This window comes from Micromonospora sp. NPDC049171, assembly GCF_040648275.1.
Lineage (GTDB): Bacteria > Actinomycetota > Actinomycetes > Mycobacteriales > Micromonosporaceae > Micromonospora.
Window position 1 is genome coordinate 452,636 of the sequence record NZ_JBEZDJ010000001.1, and the last position, 16,855, is coordinate 469,490.

Here is a 16,855-nt window from a genome sequence, read left to right on the forward strand (position 1 = left end):
TTCGTCGCCGTTGCCGTTGCTGATCTTCGTGTCGTACCCCTCAGGAGACCGGTTCATGCGGCCGGACCGGCGCCGGAAGGACCGACATCCGCGCCCGGAGCAGCGCGGCCTCCTCGGTGCGACGTTGCACGTGCAGCAGATCCACCGCCTCCTGCCACGCCTGTTGTGCCTCGGCCCGCTTGTCCATGCTCGTGTACAGCTCGCCCAGACTGGTCAGGCAGTCGACCTCGCCCCTCGTGCTGCCCACGTCGGCGTACACCTGGCGGGCCTGCTGGTAGTGGGCCAGCGACTCGGCGTGGCGCTTCGTCTGGTGGTCGATGTAGCCGAGGCTGTGCAGGGCGTCCGCCGCGGCGTCCGGATGCCGGTGCCGACGGTACAACTCGACGGCCTCCTCGCAGGCGGTGCGGGCCTCGTCGTACCGCCCGAGGTGGGCCAGGGCCCAGCCGACACCGTTCAGGCTCCGCGCCTCCTCCACCGGATCACCCAGGGACCGGAACGTTTCGAGAGCGAGCCGGTTGTGGGTCAACGACAGGTGGTGGTCACCCTCCACCGACCAGGTGACGCCCAGTGCGAAGTCGATGCGGCCGCCCTCGGCGAGGTCGCCCGCCTGCTCGGCGTACGCCATGGCGACCTGGAAGCGTGCGACGGTCGCCCCGATGTCGCCCAGCCAGTGGATGGCCTGCCCGAGGAACCGGTGGGCCATGGCCTGGACGGCCGGGTCACCCTCGGCGTCGGCGGCCGCGACCCCGGCCTGCCAGACCGTCAGCTGGTCGCGCAGGCGACCTCGCCGCGCGTGGAAGGTCGCCAGCGCGCGGGCCACCTGCCACACCTGCCGGTGCCACCCGTGGCGCACGCTGACCTTCAGGACGCTGAGCAGGTGCGGATGTTCCCGGTCGAACCAGGCCATCGAGTCGGGCACGTCGCACAGCCGCTCCGGGGTGCAGCCCGGCGCCGGACGGCCGATCGTGATCGGCGGTCGCCACGGGTCCAACAGGCGGTCGGCGGCGCAGGCGGTGTGCAGGTAGAAGTCGACCAGACGACGCAGCGCCCCGTCGCACGTCGCGGCCTCCAGTGTCTCGGTGGCCTGCTCGGCGGCGTGCAGTCGGACGAGGTCGTGCATCCGGAAGCGGCCCGGCACGTGCTGGTGCACCAGGTAGGTGGCCTCCAACTGCCGCAGCAGCTCCCTGGCCCGGCTCGCCGGCCCGCCGACCAGGCTCGCCACGGCGGCGAGGCTGATGTCGTCGGTCGGCACCAGGCCGAGGAGGGCGAACACCGTCGCCGCCTCGCGTGGCAGCGCGGCGCAGGACGAGGAGAACACCGCCCGCAGATTCACGTTCAGCTCACCGGCGTCGAGGGCGTCGAGGCGGGCGGAGGCATCCTGCAGCTCGCGGGCCAGGGTGGCCAGCGGCAGCTGAGGGCGGGCGGCGGCGCGGGCGGCGACGATGCCCAGCGCGAGCGGCAACCCGGCGCACTGGTCGACGAGCGTCGAGATGGCCGGGGCCTCCGCGCCGACCCGCTCGGGGCCGAGGTGCCCGATCAGCAGTTCGCGGCTCTCGTCCGGCGACAGCACGTCGAGGGCGATCGGGCGGGCCCGGTGGGTGGCGGTCAGGGCGGCGAGCTCGCGCCGGCTGGTGACCAGCACCGTGCACGTCGGGCTGCCGGGCAGCAGCGGTACGACCTGGTTGGCGTCCCGGGCGTTGTCCAGCACGATCAGCATCCGTCGTCCCGCCACGAGGCTGCGGTACAGGGCGGCCTGCGTGTCCGGGTCAACGGGTATCGCGTTCGGTGCGACGCCGAGGGCTTCCAGGAAGCCGCGGATCACGGTGCTCGGCGAGACCGGGCCGAACCCCGGACCGAAACCGCGCAGGTCCGCGTAGAGCTGGCCGTCGGTGAACCGGGCGATGTGCGTGTGCGCCCAGCGCAGCGCCAGCGACGTCTTGCCGATCCCGCCCGATCCGCCGATCGCCGAGATCACCACTGTCGTCTCGGACCGTTCGCCCGCGGCGGCGGCCGCGGTGAGGTACGCCAGCTCCTCGGCTCGGGCGGTGAACAGGCCCGGTGGCGCCGGCAGTTGACGGGGGACCACCGACGGTGCCTGGCGGTGCGCCTGCTCCGGCGCGGCCAGGGTGGGGTCGGCGGCCAGGATCCGCTGGTGCAGGTGCCGCAGCGGGGGACTGGGGTCCGCGCCCAGCTCGTCGGCCAGCCGCAGCCGGATCCGCTCGTAGTGCTCCAGCGCCTCGGCCGGCCGGCCGCGTCGGTAAAGGCTGAGCATGAACTGACCGGCGATGCGCTCGTCGAGCGGGCGCGCGGCGGCCCGCGCCGGCAGGTCGGCCAGCAACTCGTGGTGCCGGCCCAGCAGCAACATCAGATCCGCGTGGTCCGACTCGGCCTCCAGCCGTTGCCGGTCCAGCCCGTCCCGTACGCCGTTGAACCAGGGGCTGTCCAGTCGGGCGAACGCCTCGCCCCGCCACAGACCGAGCGCCCGCGCGAACAGCGTCAGCGCCCGATCCTGGTCGCCTGTCGACCGGGCCTGGTCGACGAGGCAGTGGAAGCGGTGCAGGTCCACCGACTGCTCGTCCACGGCGAGCACGTATCCGCCGGACCGGCGGGCGATCTCCGCCCCGGGGGCGGCCGTCAGCGCCTGACGTAGCCGGGACAGGTAGCTGTAGAGCGTGTCCCGTACGCCGTCGGGGGGCTCTTCCCCCCACACCCGCACGACGAGGCTCTCGACGGAGACGAGCTGGTTGGCGTCGGTGAGCAGGGCGGCGAGCACGGCTCGCTGGCGCAGGGCGCCGAGCGGCAGTGCTCGGCCGTCGAGGTGGGCCTGGATCTCACCGAGCAGACCAAACTCGACGGCCACAGCGGACTCTCCTCGGCTCGATGCTTCTCGTCTGGTGCTCCATCTGACTGACGCGGGGGCGGGTGGCGCCCGTTGACACGCAGGCCCGTCGAGATGGCCGCGGCTCCTGCCCACATCAGGCAGGCGTCAGGCTCTTTCGACGCGTGGATGCCGACGATCGGTCAACCGCAGCCCGACGCCTCGGACCGCTTCGATGCTGGCCCCGGTGTCGAGCTCGTGCAGCTTGCGCCGCAGCCGCTTCACCAGGGACTGCACGTCCGCCCTGCGTTCTCGCCCCTCGTCGCGCCAGACCGACCGGTGCAGGTCGGCGTAGCTCCAGACCCGCACCGGCTCGGTGGTCAGGCAGATGAGCAGGTCGTGCTCCAGCCGGGTGAGGTCGACCTCGCGATCGCGGTAGCGGGCGACGGATCGGGTCGAGTCGATCACCAGGGCGGAGCTGGTCGTGGCGGGCGTCGGCGCGGACGACGCGGTGCCCGGTTGCCGCGGCACGGACGACGTGGTGCCCGGCTGCCGCGGCACGGCGATCAGTCGGCGTAGCTCGTCGAGGTCGGCCACCAGCAGCAGCGGTGCGATGCCGGCGAGGCGTTCGGCGAGCCGGATCCGCTCGGCCGGCGACGAGGTCACCGCGATCAGCAGCGGGAACGGCTCGTCGGCCGAATCGCCACTGTTCCACGTCGCCTCGTCGTCCTCGGCCACCGCACCGCCCGGGATCGAAGGGCATCCCTGCCCAGCTCTCGTCATGCTCCTGACAATGATGGGCAAGCGCGCCGCCAGCAGGGAAGCTCTTAGCGACAAGTTGCTCACGGCAAGTTCTTGATCGTCCGATCTTCTCGATCATAGTGTCCAGTCGGGCAACCAGCGTGACCCGCGCGGTGCATGGGGAGGCATGGAGGGTTCGATCGCTCGGTCCGCCGAGATGATTCTCCCGCACCCTCACCATGGCCCATTGACACCCTGGGTCGTTCTGAGGGAGGCAGCACCGATGTTCAGACGTCCACAATGGCGGCGCGCAGCCAGATCACTGGTGAGCGCCGGGGCGGCGACGATCCTCGCCGCGACCTGCTTGGCCACCATCGGTTCCGGCGCACAGGCCGCGCCGGGCACGACGGCGGCAGGGGACAAGATCCGACCGGAGCTCGCCAAGCAACTACAGGCCAAGAGTGAAGGGGACTTCTGGATCCGGTTCAAGGACCGGGCGGACCTGAGCAAGGCCAGCGCCATCAAGGACTGGTCCAAGCGCGGCACGGCTGTCGCGGACGCGCTGCGGCAGACCGCCGCGGCGAGCCAGGGCAAGATCCGGGCCGACCTCGACAGCTCCGGCGCGAAGTACCAGACCTTCTGGGCCACCAACGCGATCAAGGTGAGCAGCGGCTCGCTGGCGATGGCGCAGAAGTTCGCCGGTCACGCGGAGGTCGAGGGCCTCTACCCACCGGTTGCCTACAAGCTGCCTGAGACGATCAAGGGCACCGACGAGAAGACCGTGAACGCCCTGGAGTGGGGCGTCGCCAACATCAACGCCGACGACGTCTGGTCCGGGTACGGCGTCAAGGGCGAGGGCATTACCGTCGCGAGCATCGACAGTGGGGTGCAGTTCGACCACCCGGCGCTGGTGAACTCCTACCGGGGCAACAACGGCGACGGGACGTTCGACCACAACTACAACTGGTTCAACGCCGCCGAATCCACCGGCGCCTGCGCGACCGCGCCCTGCGACGACGACGGCCACGGTACGCACACGATGGGCACGATGGCCGGCTCCGACGGTGCGAACCAGATCGGTGTCGCCCCCGGGGCCAAGTGGATCTCGGCGAACGGTTGCTGCCCCACCGACGCGGCCCTTGTCGAGTCCGGTCAGTGGATGCTCGAACCGCTGGACCTCAACGGCCAGAACCCGGACGCGAGCAAGCGACCGAACGTCATCAACAACTCGTGGGGCACCCGGAACCCGTCCAACGAGCCGTTCATGGAGGACGTGACGGACGCCTGGACCGCGTCCGGGATCTTCGGCGTCTTCTCCAACGGCAACAGCGGACCGGCCTGCCAGACCAGCGGCTCGCCGGGCAGCCTCGCCAGCAACTACTCGGCCGGCGCATACGACGTCAACAACAACATCGCCGGCTTCTCCGCCCGGGGCGCCGGGCAGAACGGCGAGATCAAGCCCAACATCTCGGCCCCCGGCGTGAACGTCCGGTCCAGCATTCCCGGCAACGCCTACGGCAGCGCCAGTGGCACGTCGATGGCCGCACCGCACCTCGCGGGCGCGATCGCGCTGCTCTACTCGGCGGCCCCGTCGCTCGTCGGTGACGTCGACGCGACACGTGCGCTGCTCAACGGTGCCGCGATCGACAAGGCCGACAGCCAGTGCGGTGGCACCGCCGCCGACAACAACGTCTACGGCGAAGGCCGGCTGGATGCCCTCGCGTTGCTCGACGCCGCCCCGACCGGCGATATCGGCACCCTGGCCGGCACGGTCACCGACGCGGCCACCGGCGCGCCGATCGCCGGGGCGACCCTGACGCTCACCGGCCCGACCGACCGTGCGGTGACCACCGGTGCCGACGGGAAATACTCGACGCAGCTCCCCACCGGTGACTACCAGGTCGCCGTGGCGGCGTTCGGTTACGCCAGCACCACCAAGCCGGCGACGGTCACCAAGGCCGCGACCACGACGCTCGACGTCGCGTTGGCGCCGGTGCCGAGCGTGAACATCACCGGAGCGGTCACCGACGGCTCCGGCCACGGCTGGCCGTTGTACGCGAAGGTGACTGTGACGGGCGTGTCCGGCGTCTACGACTACACCACTCCGTCGAACGGCCGCTACAGCCTCAAGCTGCCGGCCGGGCAGACGTACACCCTGAAGTACGAGGTGCAGTACCCCGGTTACCAGACCGTCACCAAGCAGGTCGTGGTCGGCTCGGGCAACGCCACCGCCAACGTCGCCGTGCCGGTGGACACCACCACCTGCACCACCGCGCCCGGCTACACGACCGGCTCCGACGGTGAGTACGAGACCTTCGACGGCACCACCACGCCGGCCGGCTGGACGGTCGTGGACAACGCGGGCAGCGGTCAGGTCTGGAAGTTCACCGACGACGGCGCCCGGGGCAACCTGACCGGCGGCAGCGGCAACTTCGCGATGATCGACAGCGACGACTACGGCGCGGGCAGCAGCCAGGACACCTCCCTGGTCAGCCCGGTGGTCGACCTGGCCGACGTCACCGCCCCGGTCATCCGGTTCAACCAGGACTTCAACCAGCTCAACGACGACACCGCAGACGTCGATCTGAGCATCGACGGTGGCGCCACCTGGACCAACGTGCTCCGCCAGCAGACCGACGTCCGGGGCCCGAAGGTGACCGAGATCCCGATCCCGCAGGCCGCCGGCCAGGCGCAGGTGCAGGTCCGGTTCCACTACTACGACGCCTCGTACGAGTGGTGGTGGGAGGTCGACAACGTCCTGATCGGCAGCCAGATCACCTGCGTGCCGGTCGACGGCGGTCTGGTCGTCGGCAACGTCCGCGACAAGAACGACAACAGCTACGTCAACGGCGCGACAGTCACCAGCAAGGACCGGCCCGCCGAGAAGGCCGTCACCGTGGCGACCCCGGACGACCCGGAGTTGGCCGACGGGTTCTACTGGATCTACTCGACCTTGACCGGCACGCACCCGTTCACCGCGACCGCCGGCAACTACGTCAGCCAGACCAAGCAGGTCGACGTCGAGGCCGACTGGGCGACAGTCGCGAACTTCCAGCTCGCGGCCGGCCGGTTGGCGGTGACGCCGACGCAGCTGAGCGCCACGCTCCAGATGCCCAGCGGCAAGGCCAGCAAGACGTTCACGGTGACCAACACCGGCGGCGCGCCGGTCGAGGTCAAGTTCAGTGAGCGGGACAACGGATTCGAGCTCCTCCGGGCGGACGGATCCACTGTCACCAGGCAGCAGGTGCTCGGTGGCGCCGGCGCGCCGGCGCAGCGGCTCACCGCCGCGACGTCCTTCGCCGCGAAGGCGTCCGGCAAGGAGGCCAAGGCGGCCGCGGCCGCGGATGGCCCGCAGGCCGCGCCGTGGACCGACATCGCCGACTTCCCGTCCAACATCATGGACAACCGGGTGGTGACCCTGGACGGCAAGGTCTACTCGCTCGGCGGGGGTGACGGCAACGCCTCCACCGCGAAGAACTACGCCTACGACCCGGTCGCCCAGACCTGGGGGGCGATCGCCGACCTTCCCGGTGCCCGCAACGCCGTGACGGCGGGCGTCGTGGAGGGCAAGATCATCGTCAGCGGTGGCTGGGGTGACGCCGGTCCGGACTCCGCCACCTGGTCGTACGACCCGGGGGCCAACACCTGGACCGAGCTGGCCGACAACCCGGCGCCGCGGTCGGCGGCCGGTCAGGCCGTAGTCGACGGCAAGCTGTACGCCATCGGCGGCTGCACCACCGCCGGCTGCACGCCGATGTCGAACAGTGTCGTCCGGTACGACCCGGCCAGCGACACCTGGGCGACGCTGGCCAACTACCCGAAGTCGGTGGCCTTCGCCTCCTGTGGCGGAATCGACGGCACCGTCTACTGCACCGGCGGCAACGACGGGGCAGCCGCGCAGAAGTCCAGCTACGCCTACGACCCGGGTGCCAACACCTGGACGGCCGTCGCCGACGCGCCGGCCGACAGCTGGGCCAGCTCGTACGCCGTCGCCAACGGCAAGCTTCTCGTCGTCGGTGGCGCCCAGGGTGGGGCCATCAGCAACGCGGGCTTCGCCTTCGACCCGGCCACCGCCTCCTGGTCCAACCTGCCGAACGCCAACACGCCGCGTTACCGCGGCGGGGCGGCGTGCGGCTTCTACAAGATCGGTGGCTCGTCCGGCAACTTCAACGCCGCTCCGGACAGCGAGGTGCTGCCGGGCTTCGAGGGCTGCGCCGAGTCGGCCGCCGACGTCAGCTGGCTGAGCATCGACAAGACGGCGGCCACCCTGGCGCCGGGTGCGAAGGTCACGGTCACCGTCACGATGACGGCGAACGTGGACCAGCCGGGCACCTACTCCGGCGCTGTCGCGATCGCGGAGAACACGCCGTACACGGTCGCGCCGGTCGCGGTGACCATGACCGTGAACCCTCCGAAGACGTGGGGCAAGCTCATGGGTACGGTCACCGGCACCAGTTGCCAGGGTGCGACCTCGCCGCTCAGCGGCGCGGTCGTCCAGGTCGACTCGTGGGCGTCGTCGTTGACCTTCGCCACCGACGCGCAGGGCAAGTACGCCTACTGGGTGGACCGCCGCAACAACCCGCTCACGTTGATCGTCGCCAAGGACGGCTGGAAGCCGCAGACCCGTCAGACGAAGATCAACTCCACCACTCCCACCGTGGAGAACTTCGCGTTGGCGCCGATCAAGTGCTGACACCTCAGCGGTAGCGAGGACGTCCGGCCCGCCTGGTCACCGACCAGGCGGGCCGGACCGTGTCCGCCGGCTCAGACCGGGACGAGCCGGAAGCCGACCCCGCGGACCGAGTGGATCGTCGCCGCGGCGTTCAACCGGGCCAGCTTGCCGCGCACCCGGCGGACCACCGAGTGCATGTCGGAGTTGCGGCCGAGGTGCCGGTTGCCCCAGACCTCCAGGTGCAGGCGCTCGTAGGTCCAGATCTGGCCGGGCGCGTGCACCAGGCAGAGCAGGACGTCGTGTTCCAGACGGGTCAGGTCGATCTCCTGGTCGCGCCACCGCAGCACCCGGCGGTCGGAGTCGACGGCCAGGTCCGGTGGCGGCGGCTGTGGGCTCGGTGCGACCTCGGCGCGGCTGGCGGTGGCCGGGGGAGCCGCCCCGGGAGGCGTGTCGACCAGCCCGAGAAACTCCCGCGCCTGGTCGACTGTCGAGACGATCAGGAAGGCGTCGCTTCCGCCGAGCAGTCGGGCCAGCTGTCGGCGTTCGGCCGGTGACGACGCGATGCCGATGACCAGGCTGGCAACTGGAATTCCCTGCATTCCCCCCACCCCTTCCGGTTCCCCAATTCACTCCGGATGGATTTCTCGCACCGTCGAGGACAACATCGATCGGCGTCCTGACCCTAGTGGCGACTCGTCTCGGCCAGGTAAAACATCGTCGCATGCAAGCAAATGAATTTGACCACGTCGCAGCGCAGGTCCGGCGGCGTGCGGCAGTCCGAAGTCGGTTGTGACAGAACCAAGACAATCCGTGTACGTGGTACGGACCTGGCGGGGCGAGCATGGGCGCCATGTCCATCGGATCGTCGTACCCCGTCGGGCGGTCGACGCCCGGCCCGCACCCGGCGCGACCGCTGCCACACGCCCGCGCGGCCGTGCCGCTGAGCCTCCGGCTGCTCGCGGCATCGCTGTGCGGCCTGCTCGCCCTGACGCTCACCGCCGTCGTCTTCGTGCGGACGTACCCCGGCCAGTGGTGGGACGGCGCGCTCCTGCCGCGCGCCGAGCGGGGCGGCGGGTACGAGCAGCGGACCGCTCTGGTGGGTCCGGCCAGAACCGTACTGGCCGCGTTCGGCAGCCCGACACTCCTCGCCGCCCTGCTCGGCGCGGTGCTGCTGGTGGGTGTGCTCCGCCGGCGGCTGGTGGCGGGCGTCGTCGGCGTGGGCCTGGTCCTGTGCGCGGTGGTGCTGGCTGGCGCCGTGAAGTCCGCGCTGCCCCGCCCGGATCTTGAGATCGAGAGTTCGACCACCCACAACAGTTTCCCCAGCGGCCACGTCGCGGCGGCGACGGCGCTGCTGCTGGCGTTCATGCTGGTCCTGCCCGGGTGGGCCCGGCGGTGGCTGGCGGTGCCGGGCGCGGCGGGTGTCTCGGTGATCGCCTCAGCCACGATGATCGCGGGCTGGCACCGGTTCAGTGACGCGCTCGGTGGCGTACTGCTGGGCGTGACGGTGTTCTGCCTGGCCGCGGCGGCGCTGGCGGCCCGGGGCGACCGGGACGCGGACGGCCGACCGGACGGCCGACCGGACGGCGGCAGCCGGTGGCGCGGCCTGGCCGGGGCGGCGGTCGGCCTGGCCGTGCTGGCCTGGGCGCTGGTGGTGGTCGTGCCCGAGCTGGCCACGTCGGTGCGGCGCGGGGCGCTCGTCGCCATCGTGGTGGCCGGCGCGTCGACGATGTTCCTGGTGGGTTCGGTGGTGTTCCTGGTGCGGTCGACGGATTTCGCTGGTCCGCTTCCCGCTGGTCGCCGCACGTGGCCACGGTCATCGACCGGACCACAAAAGATCTCATGATGGGATACTTGACGACATGTCGCAGGTGCTGCTGATCGAAGACCACCAGACCGTGCGCGACGGGCTGCAACTGGCGCTCACCCGACAGGGGCACACCGTGCACGCGGTGGAGACGGGTGAGCAGGGGTTGGAGCGGCTGCGCACGACCCCGTCCGACGTGGTGGTCCTCGACCTCATGCTGCCCGGGATGGACGGGTTCGAGGTCTGCCGCCGGATTCGGCAGCTCGGCGACCTGCCGATCATCATGCTCACCGCCCGCAACGACGACATGGACGTGGTGGCGGGCCTGGAGGCCGGCGCCGACGACTACGTGGTCAAGCCCGTGCAGGCCCGGGTGCTCGAGGCGCGCATCCGCGCGGTGCTCCGACGCACCGCCGGCGAGTCGCGGCGCACCGGTGGTGAGCGGGCCGGCCCGGAACAGCACGGCCCGCTGGCCATCGACCGGGCCGCGCTGGTGGTCAGCAAGGACGGGACACCGGTCAGCCTGGCACCGACGGAGCTGCGCCTGCTGCTGGAGCTCTCGCACACGCCGGGCCAGGTGCTCAGCCGCCAGCAACTGCTGGAGGCGGTGTGGGAGCACGGTTATCTCGGCGACTCGCGACTCGTGGACGCGTGCGTCCAGCGGCTGCGCGCCAAGATCGAGGCCGACTCGGCGGCGCCGGTCTTCATCCAGACCGTGCGCGGTTTCGGATACCGGTTCGGCCCGCTGTGACCCGCTGGGCCGGCGCCCGGTTCCTGGGCCTGCGGGTCCGGCTGCTGCTGACGTTCGCGTTGCTGGGCGTGACCACCACGGCCGCCGTGGCCAGCGGCAGCTACATCCAGGCCCGAACCGTCATCCTGCAACAGGCGCAGGACGCCGCCGTGATGGCGCTGACCGAGCAACTCACCAAGGTCTACCCGATCGCCCAGCTCCCGCCGACGCAGGATGACCTCACTCTGCTGGCCCAGCGCCTCTCCGACCGGGAGGGCTACGCGGTGGTCATCTACCGGGACCTGCGGGCGCAGGGCTCCGAGGGCCCCGACCTGCTCACCCCCGAGCTGCGCCAGGACGTCGGCGAGGGCCGGATCGCCTGGCAACGTATCTCACGCGACGAGCAGCCGTGGCTGCTCGTCGGCACCCAGCTGAGGTTCGCGCGACTCGACGGCACGTCCCGACCGTCCGGGCTGGAGGTCTACTCGGTACGCACCCTCGCGCCTGAGCAGCAGAGCATCGACCGGCTCGCCAACCTGGCCTGGCTGACCGGCGGGCTGTCCCTGGTCCTCGCCGTCCTGCTGGCTCTGCTGGCCGCCCGGGGGGTGCTGCGACCCGTCCGCGACCTGGGCCGGGCAGCCCGCCGCCTCGGTGAGGGCGACCTGAGCACCCGGCTGACGGTCCGGGGCACCGACGAGCTGGCCGATGTGGCGCGGACCTTCAACGACACCGCCGGGACGCTGGAGCGGCAGGTCGGTGAGCTGCGGCGGATGGAGTCCGACGCCCGCCGCTTCGTCGCCGACGTCTCGCACGAACTCCGGACGCCGTTGGCGGCGATGACGGCGGTCACCGACGTCCTCGACGAGGAGGCGGAGCACCTGCCCGGGGACGCGGGCCGAGCCGCCCGGCTGGTCAGCAGGGAGACGCAGAACCTCACCCAACTGGTCAACGACCTCATCGAGGTCAGCAGGTTCGACTCCGGCACCGCGCGGCTCGCCCTGGACGACGTGGACGTGGCCGCGGCGGTGACCGCGAGCCTGCGGATCCGGGGGTGGCTCGACCGGGTGCGGGCGGACCTGCCGCCCGGAGTCGTGGCCCGCCTCGATCCGCGTCGGCTCGACGTCATCGTCGCCAACCTGGTCGGCAACGCCTTCCGGCACGGTGCCGAGCCGGTGTCCGTACGCCTGCGCGCCGACCCGGACTGGGTCACCATCGAGGTGGCCGACCAGGGGCCTGGACTGGACCCGCAGGTGCTGCCGCACGTCTTCGACCGCTTCTACAAGGCCGACACCGCCCGCACCCGCTCCGAGGGCAGTGGCCTCGGCCTCGCCATCTCCTGGGAGAACGCACGCCTGCACCGCCACGGCGACCGGCGGGGGAGTCTCGTCGCCGACAACGCTCCCGGTGGCGGCGCGGTGTTCACGCTCCGACTGCCGCGCGACACGGCGGCCGCCGGAGGTGCCCGGTGACCAGACGTGCCCTCCTCGCCGGTGGCCTCCTGCTCACCCTGCTCGCGACCGGCTGCGGGGTACGACCCAGCGAGGTCATCACGGGGCGACAGGCGGTCAGCGGCCCGTCCCAGGGCACCGGGCTCTACCTGCTCGCGCAGGGCGAACTCGTGCTGGTCCTGCGCCCGGCGACGGCGGACGCCGCACCCGCCGACGCGCTCGCCCTGCTCGCGGCCGGCCCCCAGGAGAACGAACGCGCGCAGGGTCTCACCAGTGCGGTGCCGGCCGGGTTCGACCCGGTCACGGTGACGTCGGAGGCCGACCGCTCCGCCGGCCTCCGGGTGCGGACGACGATCGCGGCGCGGTCGTTGTCGTCGACAGCGGCCGACCAGATCATCTGTACGACGGCCGACGCCGCGACCCAGTTCGGCCTGGCGGAGAATTCCGCCCCGGTCACCATCGTCGGGTCCGACGGTGCCCGGCCGCCCCGGCCGTGTCCGCTCAGCTGACCGAGCGCCGACCACCACTGCCCGCCAGGTCGGCCGTCGGTGCCGGCCGGGGCAGCCCGCCGTGGCGTACCCCGTCCTGGTCGACGAGCGCGCCGGCGATCAGGATGTCGATCAGCTCGGCGAACCCGAGACCGGCCTTCTCCCAGATCTGCGGGAACTGCGACGCGGCGGTGAAACCGGGGAACGTGTTGACCTCGTTCACGATGGGCTCGGGTGACCCCTCGGCGGGCAGGAAGAAGTCGACCCGGAGCAGCCCACGGCAGTCGAGGGCGCGGAAGGCGCGGATCGCCCGGTCCTGGAGCACCTCGGTGGTCGCCGCGTCGAGCGGGGCGGGGATCTGGAAGGCGGCCCCGCCGTCGTACTTCGCGTCGTAGTCGAAGAAGCCGGCACCGGTCACCCGGATCTCCAGCGGCGGGCCGGCCTGCACCCGCCCGTCCGGGTGCTGCAGAACGGCCACGTCGATCTCCCGCCCGCGCGCCCCCTGTTCGACGAGCACCTTCGGATCGACCTGACGGGCCTGCTCCAGCGCGGCGGGCACCCCCGCCCAGTCGTCCACCTTGACCACGCCCAGGCTGGACCCGGCCCGAGCCGGCTTGACGAAGATCGGCAGGTCCAACCGTTGCCGGTCGGTGGGCGACAACTCCTCGCCGGGACGCAGGGTCACCCCCGGGCTGACCCGCAGGCCCTCCGCGGCGAGAAGCCGCTTGGTGACACCCTTGTCCATGCCGGCGGCGCTGGCGAAGACACCGTTGCCCACGTACGGCACGCCGAGCCATTCCAGCAGCGATGCCACGGTGCCGTCCTCGCCGTACGGGCCGTGCAGGGCCGGAAAGACCACGTCCTGGGCGCGCAGGACACGCAGCGCCTGGGGCAGCGTCGTCGGGCGACCGCCGACGTGCCACCCGCCGTCGCGGTCGATGAGCACCTCGGTGACCTGGTACCGCTCCCGGTCCAGGTTGGCGAGGATGCTCGCCGCCGAGCGGCGGGACACCTCGTGTTCGCCGCTCTGTCCGCCAAACAGCACTGCCAGTCGAGTCGTCATGAAGTCCGTGCCCTTTCGTGGAGGTGGTCGCGGGCCACCCGGGGCCCGATCCCGGTCAGGATCTCGTGCGGGTTGGTGCCGGCCCAGCGGGCCCACTCGACGACGGTCGGTGGGCTCTGGTCACCCTCGGCCGGGCCGAACACCACGACCGGGTCGCCGATCGCCACCGGAAGGTCCCCGGCGTCGACCACGCACTGGTCCATGGCGACGCGCCCGACGATCGGGCACCGCCGACCGCCGAGCCACACCTCGGCGCGGCCGCCGGTGGCACGGGGCAGCCCGTCGGCGTAGCCGAGCGGCAGCAGCGCCAGCGTGGTCGGCGCGGCGGTGACGTGTTCGGGGCCGTAGGAGACGCTCGTACCGGCGGGCACCCGCTTGACGTTGACCACACTCGTGCGCAACGTCATCGCGGCCCGCAGCCCGAATTCGCCCGGACCGCGCGCCCCGAACGGGTCCACCCCGTACAGCGCGATCCCGATCCGGCAGAGGTCGAAGCGTGTCCGGGGTGCGGCCAGCGCGGCCGCCGAGTTGGCCAGGTGAACCAGGTCCGGGTCGAGGCCGGCGGTGCGCGCGACCCGCAACGCCTCCTCGAAGGCCGCCACCTGCCGGTGCAGCTCGGGGGCGCCCGGCAGGTCCGCGTCGATGAGGTGGGACCACACCCCGCGTACCCGGATCGCGCCCTCCCGCTCGTACTTGCGGGCCCAACCGACCAACTCCGGCCAGTCGTCCCCGGCCGCCCCGTTGCGGGACAGACCGGTGTCCGCCTTCACCTGCACCATCGCCGGTACGCCGAGCAGGTGGGCCGCGTCGACGACGGAGTGCAGGTGCGTGGTCGTCGACACGCCGACGTCGACGCCGGCGGTGACCAACCCGCTGAAGTCGTCGTCCGGCCGGTGCAGCCAGCTCAACGTGGGTGCGGTCACCCCCGCGTCGCGGAGGGCCAGCGCCTCGGCCGCCGAGGTCACCCCCAGCCAGCGGGCGCCGGCGCCCAGGGCGGCACGGGCCACCTGCACCGCGCCGTGGCCGAACCCGTCCGCCTTCACCACGGCCATCAGGTCGGTGTCGGTGACCGACGCGATGGCCCGCACGTTGTCGGCGATCGCCCCGAGGTCGACCATCGCCTCGGCCAGGGCGCTCATCGGGACGCCCCCGCCCGGCGTGGGCCGGGGAGCGCGAACAGCCAGCCGGCGCGAACCGCCAGCAGCCCGCGATGCACGGCCAGGCTCAGCCCGATCACCGAGCCGGTGAGCAGAATCGGATAACCGAGCACGATCAGGCCCTGAGCGGACCGATCCAGCCCGGAAACGCCTACGAGCAACGGCCGGTGCAGCAGGGCCAGGACCGGCATGTGGATGACGTAGATCGGCAGCGTGATGCGGCCGAGCCTAGCCAGCGGTTCGCTGAGTGCCGACCAGCGGGCCAGCCGGGCAGCGGCGGTTATGCCGAAGATCACTGCCACGACCGAGACCAGCGTCCACACACCGAACCACTGCTGGGCGCCGGCCGCCGCCATCGCGGCGAGCGCGAGCACGTAGGCGCCCGAGGTCACCACGAGGCGGCGTGGGCTGGCGGTGGCCGTCCAGCGCTCGATCCGCGGCCGCAGGTACAGGCCGGCGAGGAAGAAGACCAGGTTCTGGTAGAGGCCGGCACGGTTGCCCGGTGTGGCGAGCAGGCCGGCGGCGGCGATCGCGGACAGCGCCGCGGCGGGTACCAGGACCAGCGCCCGGGGCACCCGACGGGTCGCCTTGGCGATGGTGAAGTACAGCGCGAGCGCGTACAGGTACCAGAGGTTCGACGGTGTGATGGTGAGCTGCTCCAGCAGGCCGCCGGCGGTGGTGGCGCGGTCGGTCGGCAACTGCGGAACGGCGGCGAGGATCGCGGTGTGGATCAGCAGCCAGACGGCGTACAGGTAGAGGAAGCCGGCGATCCGGCCGCGGGCGACGACCCGCCAGGGCCGCTGCACGGCGTTCGCCGCGAAGACGCCGGAGATGGTGAAGAACAACGGCATCCGCAGCGGCAGGAACTGCTCACCCAGCGTTCCCCACAGGCCGGGCACCGGCACACCGACGTGCCAGTCGATCTGCAGGTAGTCCTTCACGACGACGTGCCACAGCACGACGAGGATGATGCAGACGCCCTTCGCCGCGTCGGCCCACTGCGCCCGGTGTGACTGCCGGTCGGCGGGGACCGTCCGGGTCCAGTACCGGTGGCGAAACCGGACGCGCGTCGTTTCGGGCCGCGTGTCGACGGGCCGGGACTCGGTGGGAGACAACTGTTGGATCACTCAGCAGAAGCTGCCAGCCGGATATCCGCGCGTGATCCACGAATTGTCATGATCTGGTAATGGACGCGGCCAGCCCTCGACACGTCCCTAGTACGGCAGCATGCCCACGCGTACCAGCGTTGTCCCTTCGAGCCGGCCCCGGCGGAGCGGACCTGCCACCGGCGTTCGTCGGTGGCGAGCAGGGCGATGGCCTTCGCGCAGGTCATGCGGGTTTCCGGGTTCAGCGTGAGCATGAAGTTCGAGGCGACGCGCAGCACGTAGGCCTGCTGCCGGTCATCAAAGAACTCGCGTAGCTGGGTGCAGTTGCCGTAGACCTCGTCGCCGCCGGCGAAATCGAAGACGACGCCGTCAGCGTAGGCGTCGGTGCAGATGTCGATGGCCAGCTGCCCTTTAGTCCGGAATACCGGCCTGTCCGCGATCTGGTCGCCGAAGCCGAGTTGGTCGCGGGCTTGGTCGTCCAGATCGTGGAGCCAGTCGGTGATCGCGGCGAACGACGATGCGCCAGCCAGGACCGCGCACACCGCGACCGTGAGGAGACCTGTCAGCGGGTACCGCACCCCGCGAGGGTCGCGGGGATCCGGTACGCGCGACAAGACGCGTAGCAGTCCTGACTCTCACCCTCGGTGACGGTGGGTGGTGACGCGTCGGGGTAGCCGGCGACCACGGACGGTGCGGTGATCGGGCTTGATGGCGTCGGCGGGTGAGATCCTCGGGGCGTCGTGAAGCGTAGAGAACTCCATGATCACCGGTGCGGTCCGATTCCCCGCCACAGAGAACGACCGCACCTCGCTTTGCGAGTAGCTCGTC

At 71.5% G+C, this 16,855-nt stretch carries 12 protein-coding genes; 5 read left to right on the plus strand and 7 right to left on the minus strand.

What is annotated here, in order from left to right; genetic code table 11:
* Window positions 1-40 precede the first annotated feature (40 nt).
* On the minus strand, window positions 41-2,860 hold the full coding sequence (locus tag AB0B14_RS01775) for a BTAD domain-containing putative transcriptional regulator (RefSeq protein WP_357520641.1): 2,820 nt from the start codon (window positions 2,858-2,860) through the stop codon (window positions 41-43).
* 126 nt (window positions 2,861-2,986) lie between these two features.
* Window positions 2,987-3,601, minus strand: a complete 615-nt coding sequence (locus tag AB0B14_RS01780; protein WP_357520642.1) for a winged helix-turn-helix domain-containing protein — start codon at window positions 3,599-3,601, stop codon at window positions 2,987-2,989.
* A 283-nt stretch (window positions 3,602-3,884) separates the two neighbouring features.
* Here AB0B14_RS01780 and AB0B14_RS01785 point away from each other — a divergent pair, with 283 nt between their 5' ends.
* Window positions 3,885-8,252, plus strand: a complete 4,368-nt coding sequence (locus AB0B14_RS01785) for a S8 family serine peptidase (RefSeq protein ID WP_357520644.1) — start codon at window positions 3,885-3,887, stop codon at window positions 8,250-8,252.
* A gap of 71 nt (window positions 8,253-8,323) precedes the next feature.
* On the opposite strand, the gene AB0B14_RS01790 is transcribed toward AB0B14_RS01785, so the two are convergent.
* The gene (locus AB0B14_RS01790) at window positions 8,324-8,830 is read right to left on the minus strand and encodes a winged helix-turn-helix domain-containing protein (protein WP_357063973.1); all 507 of its coding nucleotides are present in this window, start codon (window positions 8,828-8,830) and stop codon (window positions 8,324-8,326) included.
* 251 nt (window positions 8,831-9,081) lie between these two features.
* Here AB0B14_RS01790 and AB0B14_RS01795 point away from each other — a divergent pair, with 251 nt between their 5' ends.
* The 4 genes from AB0B14_RS01795 to AB0B14_RS01810 are packed head-to-tail and all read left to right on the plus strand — an operon-like array spanning window position 9,082 to window position 12,722.
* Entirely contained in the window at window positions 9,082-10,074 is a 993-nt protein-coding gene (locus tag AB0B14_RS01795) for a phosphatase PAP2 family protein (protein WP_357520646.1), read from the plus strand.
* Window positions 10,075-10,090: 16 nt separating this feature from the next.
* Window positions 10,091-10,786: a response regulator transcription factor gene (locus tag AB0B14_RS01800; protein WP_357063969.1), complete on the plus strand. Its 696-nt coding sequence runs from the start codon at window positions 10,091-10,093 to the stop codon at window positions 10,784-10,786.
* The gene (locus tag AB0B14_RS01805) at window positions 10,783-12,234 is read left to right on the plus strand and encodes a HAMP domain-containing sensor histidine kinase (RefSeq protein WP_357520648.1); all 1,452 of its coding nucleotides are present in this window, start codon (window positions 10,783-10,785) and stop codon (window positions 12,232-12,234) included. The genes AB0B14_RS01800 and AB0B14_RS01805 overlap by 4 nt, the downstream gene beginning before the upstream one ends.
* Window positions 12,231-12,722 carry a hypothetical protein gene (locus tag AB0B14_RS01810; RefSeq protein WP_357520650.1) on the plus strand — a complete coding sequence of 164 codons (492 nt, stop codon included), beginning with the start codon at window positions 12,231-12,233 and terminating at the stop codon, window positions 12,720-12,722. The genes AB0B14_RS01805 and AB0B14_RS01810 overlap by 4 nt, the downstream gene beginning before the upstream one ends.
* Here AB0B14_RS01810 and AB0B14_RS01815 read toward each other — a convergent pair.
* The 4 genes from AB0B14_RS01815 to AB0B14_RS01830 are packed head-to-tail and all read right to left on the minus strand — an operon-like array spanning window position 12,715 to window position 16,653.
* Window positions 12,715-13,764: a D-alanine--D-alanine ligase family protein gene (locus AB0B14_RS01815; protein WP_357063962.1), complete on the minus strand. Its 1,050-nt coding sequence runs from the start codon at window positions 13,762-13,764 to the stop codon at window positions 12,715-12,717. The genes AB0B14_RS01810 and AB0B14_RS01815 overlap by 8 nt on opposite strands.
* On the minus strand, window positions 13,761-14,903 hold the full coding sequence (gene alr, locus AB0B14_RS01820) for an alanine racemase (protein WP_357520652.1): 1,143 nt from the start codon (window positions 14,901-14,903) through the stop codon (window positions 13,761-13,763). Before alr ends, AB0B14_RS01815 begins: the two co-directional genes overlap by 4 nt.
* Window positions 14,900-16,048, minus strand: a complete 1,149-nt coding sequence (locus AB0B14_RS01825) for an acyltransferase (RefSeq protein ID WP_357520654.1) — start codon at window positions 16,046-16,048, stop codon at window positions 14,900-14,902. Before AB0B14_RS01825 ends, alr begins: the two co-directional genes overlap by 4 nt.
* Window positions 16,045-16,653, minus strand: a complete 609-nt coding sequence (locus AB0B14_RS01830) for a transposase family protein (protein WP_357520884.1) — start codon at window positions 16,651-16,653, stop codon at window positions 16,045-16,047. The genes AB0B14_RS01825 and AB0B14_RS01830 overlap by 4 nt, the downstream gene beginning before the upstream one ends.
* Window positions 16,654-16,855: the final 202 nt, after the last annotated feature.

Coding starts and splice junctions, on each gene's coding strand:
- AB0B14_RS01780 (WP_357520642.1), bottom strand. CDS start 3,601: ATGACGAGAGCTGGGCAGGGATGCCCTTCGATCCCGGGCGGTGCGGTG.
- AB0B14_RS01790 (WP_357063973.1), bottom strand. CDS start 8,830: ATGCAGGGAATTCCAGTTGCCAGCCTGGTCATCGGCATCGCGTCGTCA.
- AB0B14_RS01795 (WP_357520646.1), top strand. CDS start 9,082: ATGTCCATCGGATCGTCGTACCCCGTCGGGCGGTCGACGCCCGGCCCG.
- AB0B14_RS01800 (WP_357063969.1), top strand. CDS start 10,091: ATGTCGCAGGTGCTGCTGATCGAAGACCACCAGACCGTGCGCGACGGG.
- AB0B14_RS01815 (WP_357063962.1), bottom strand. CDS start 13,764: ATGACGACTCGACTGGCAGTGCTGTTTGGCGGACAGAGCGGCGAACAC.
- alr (WP_357520652.1), bottom strand. CDS start 14,903: ATGAGCGCCCTGGCCGAGGCGATGGTCGACCTCGGGGCGATCGCCGAC.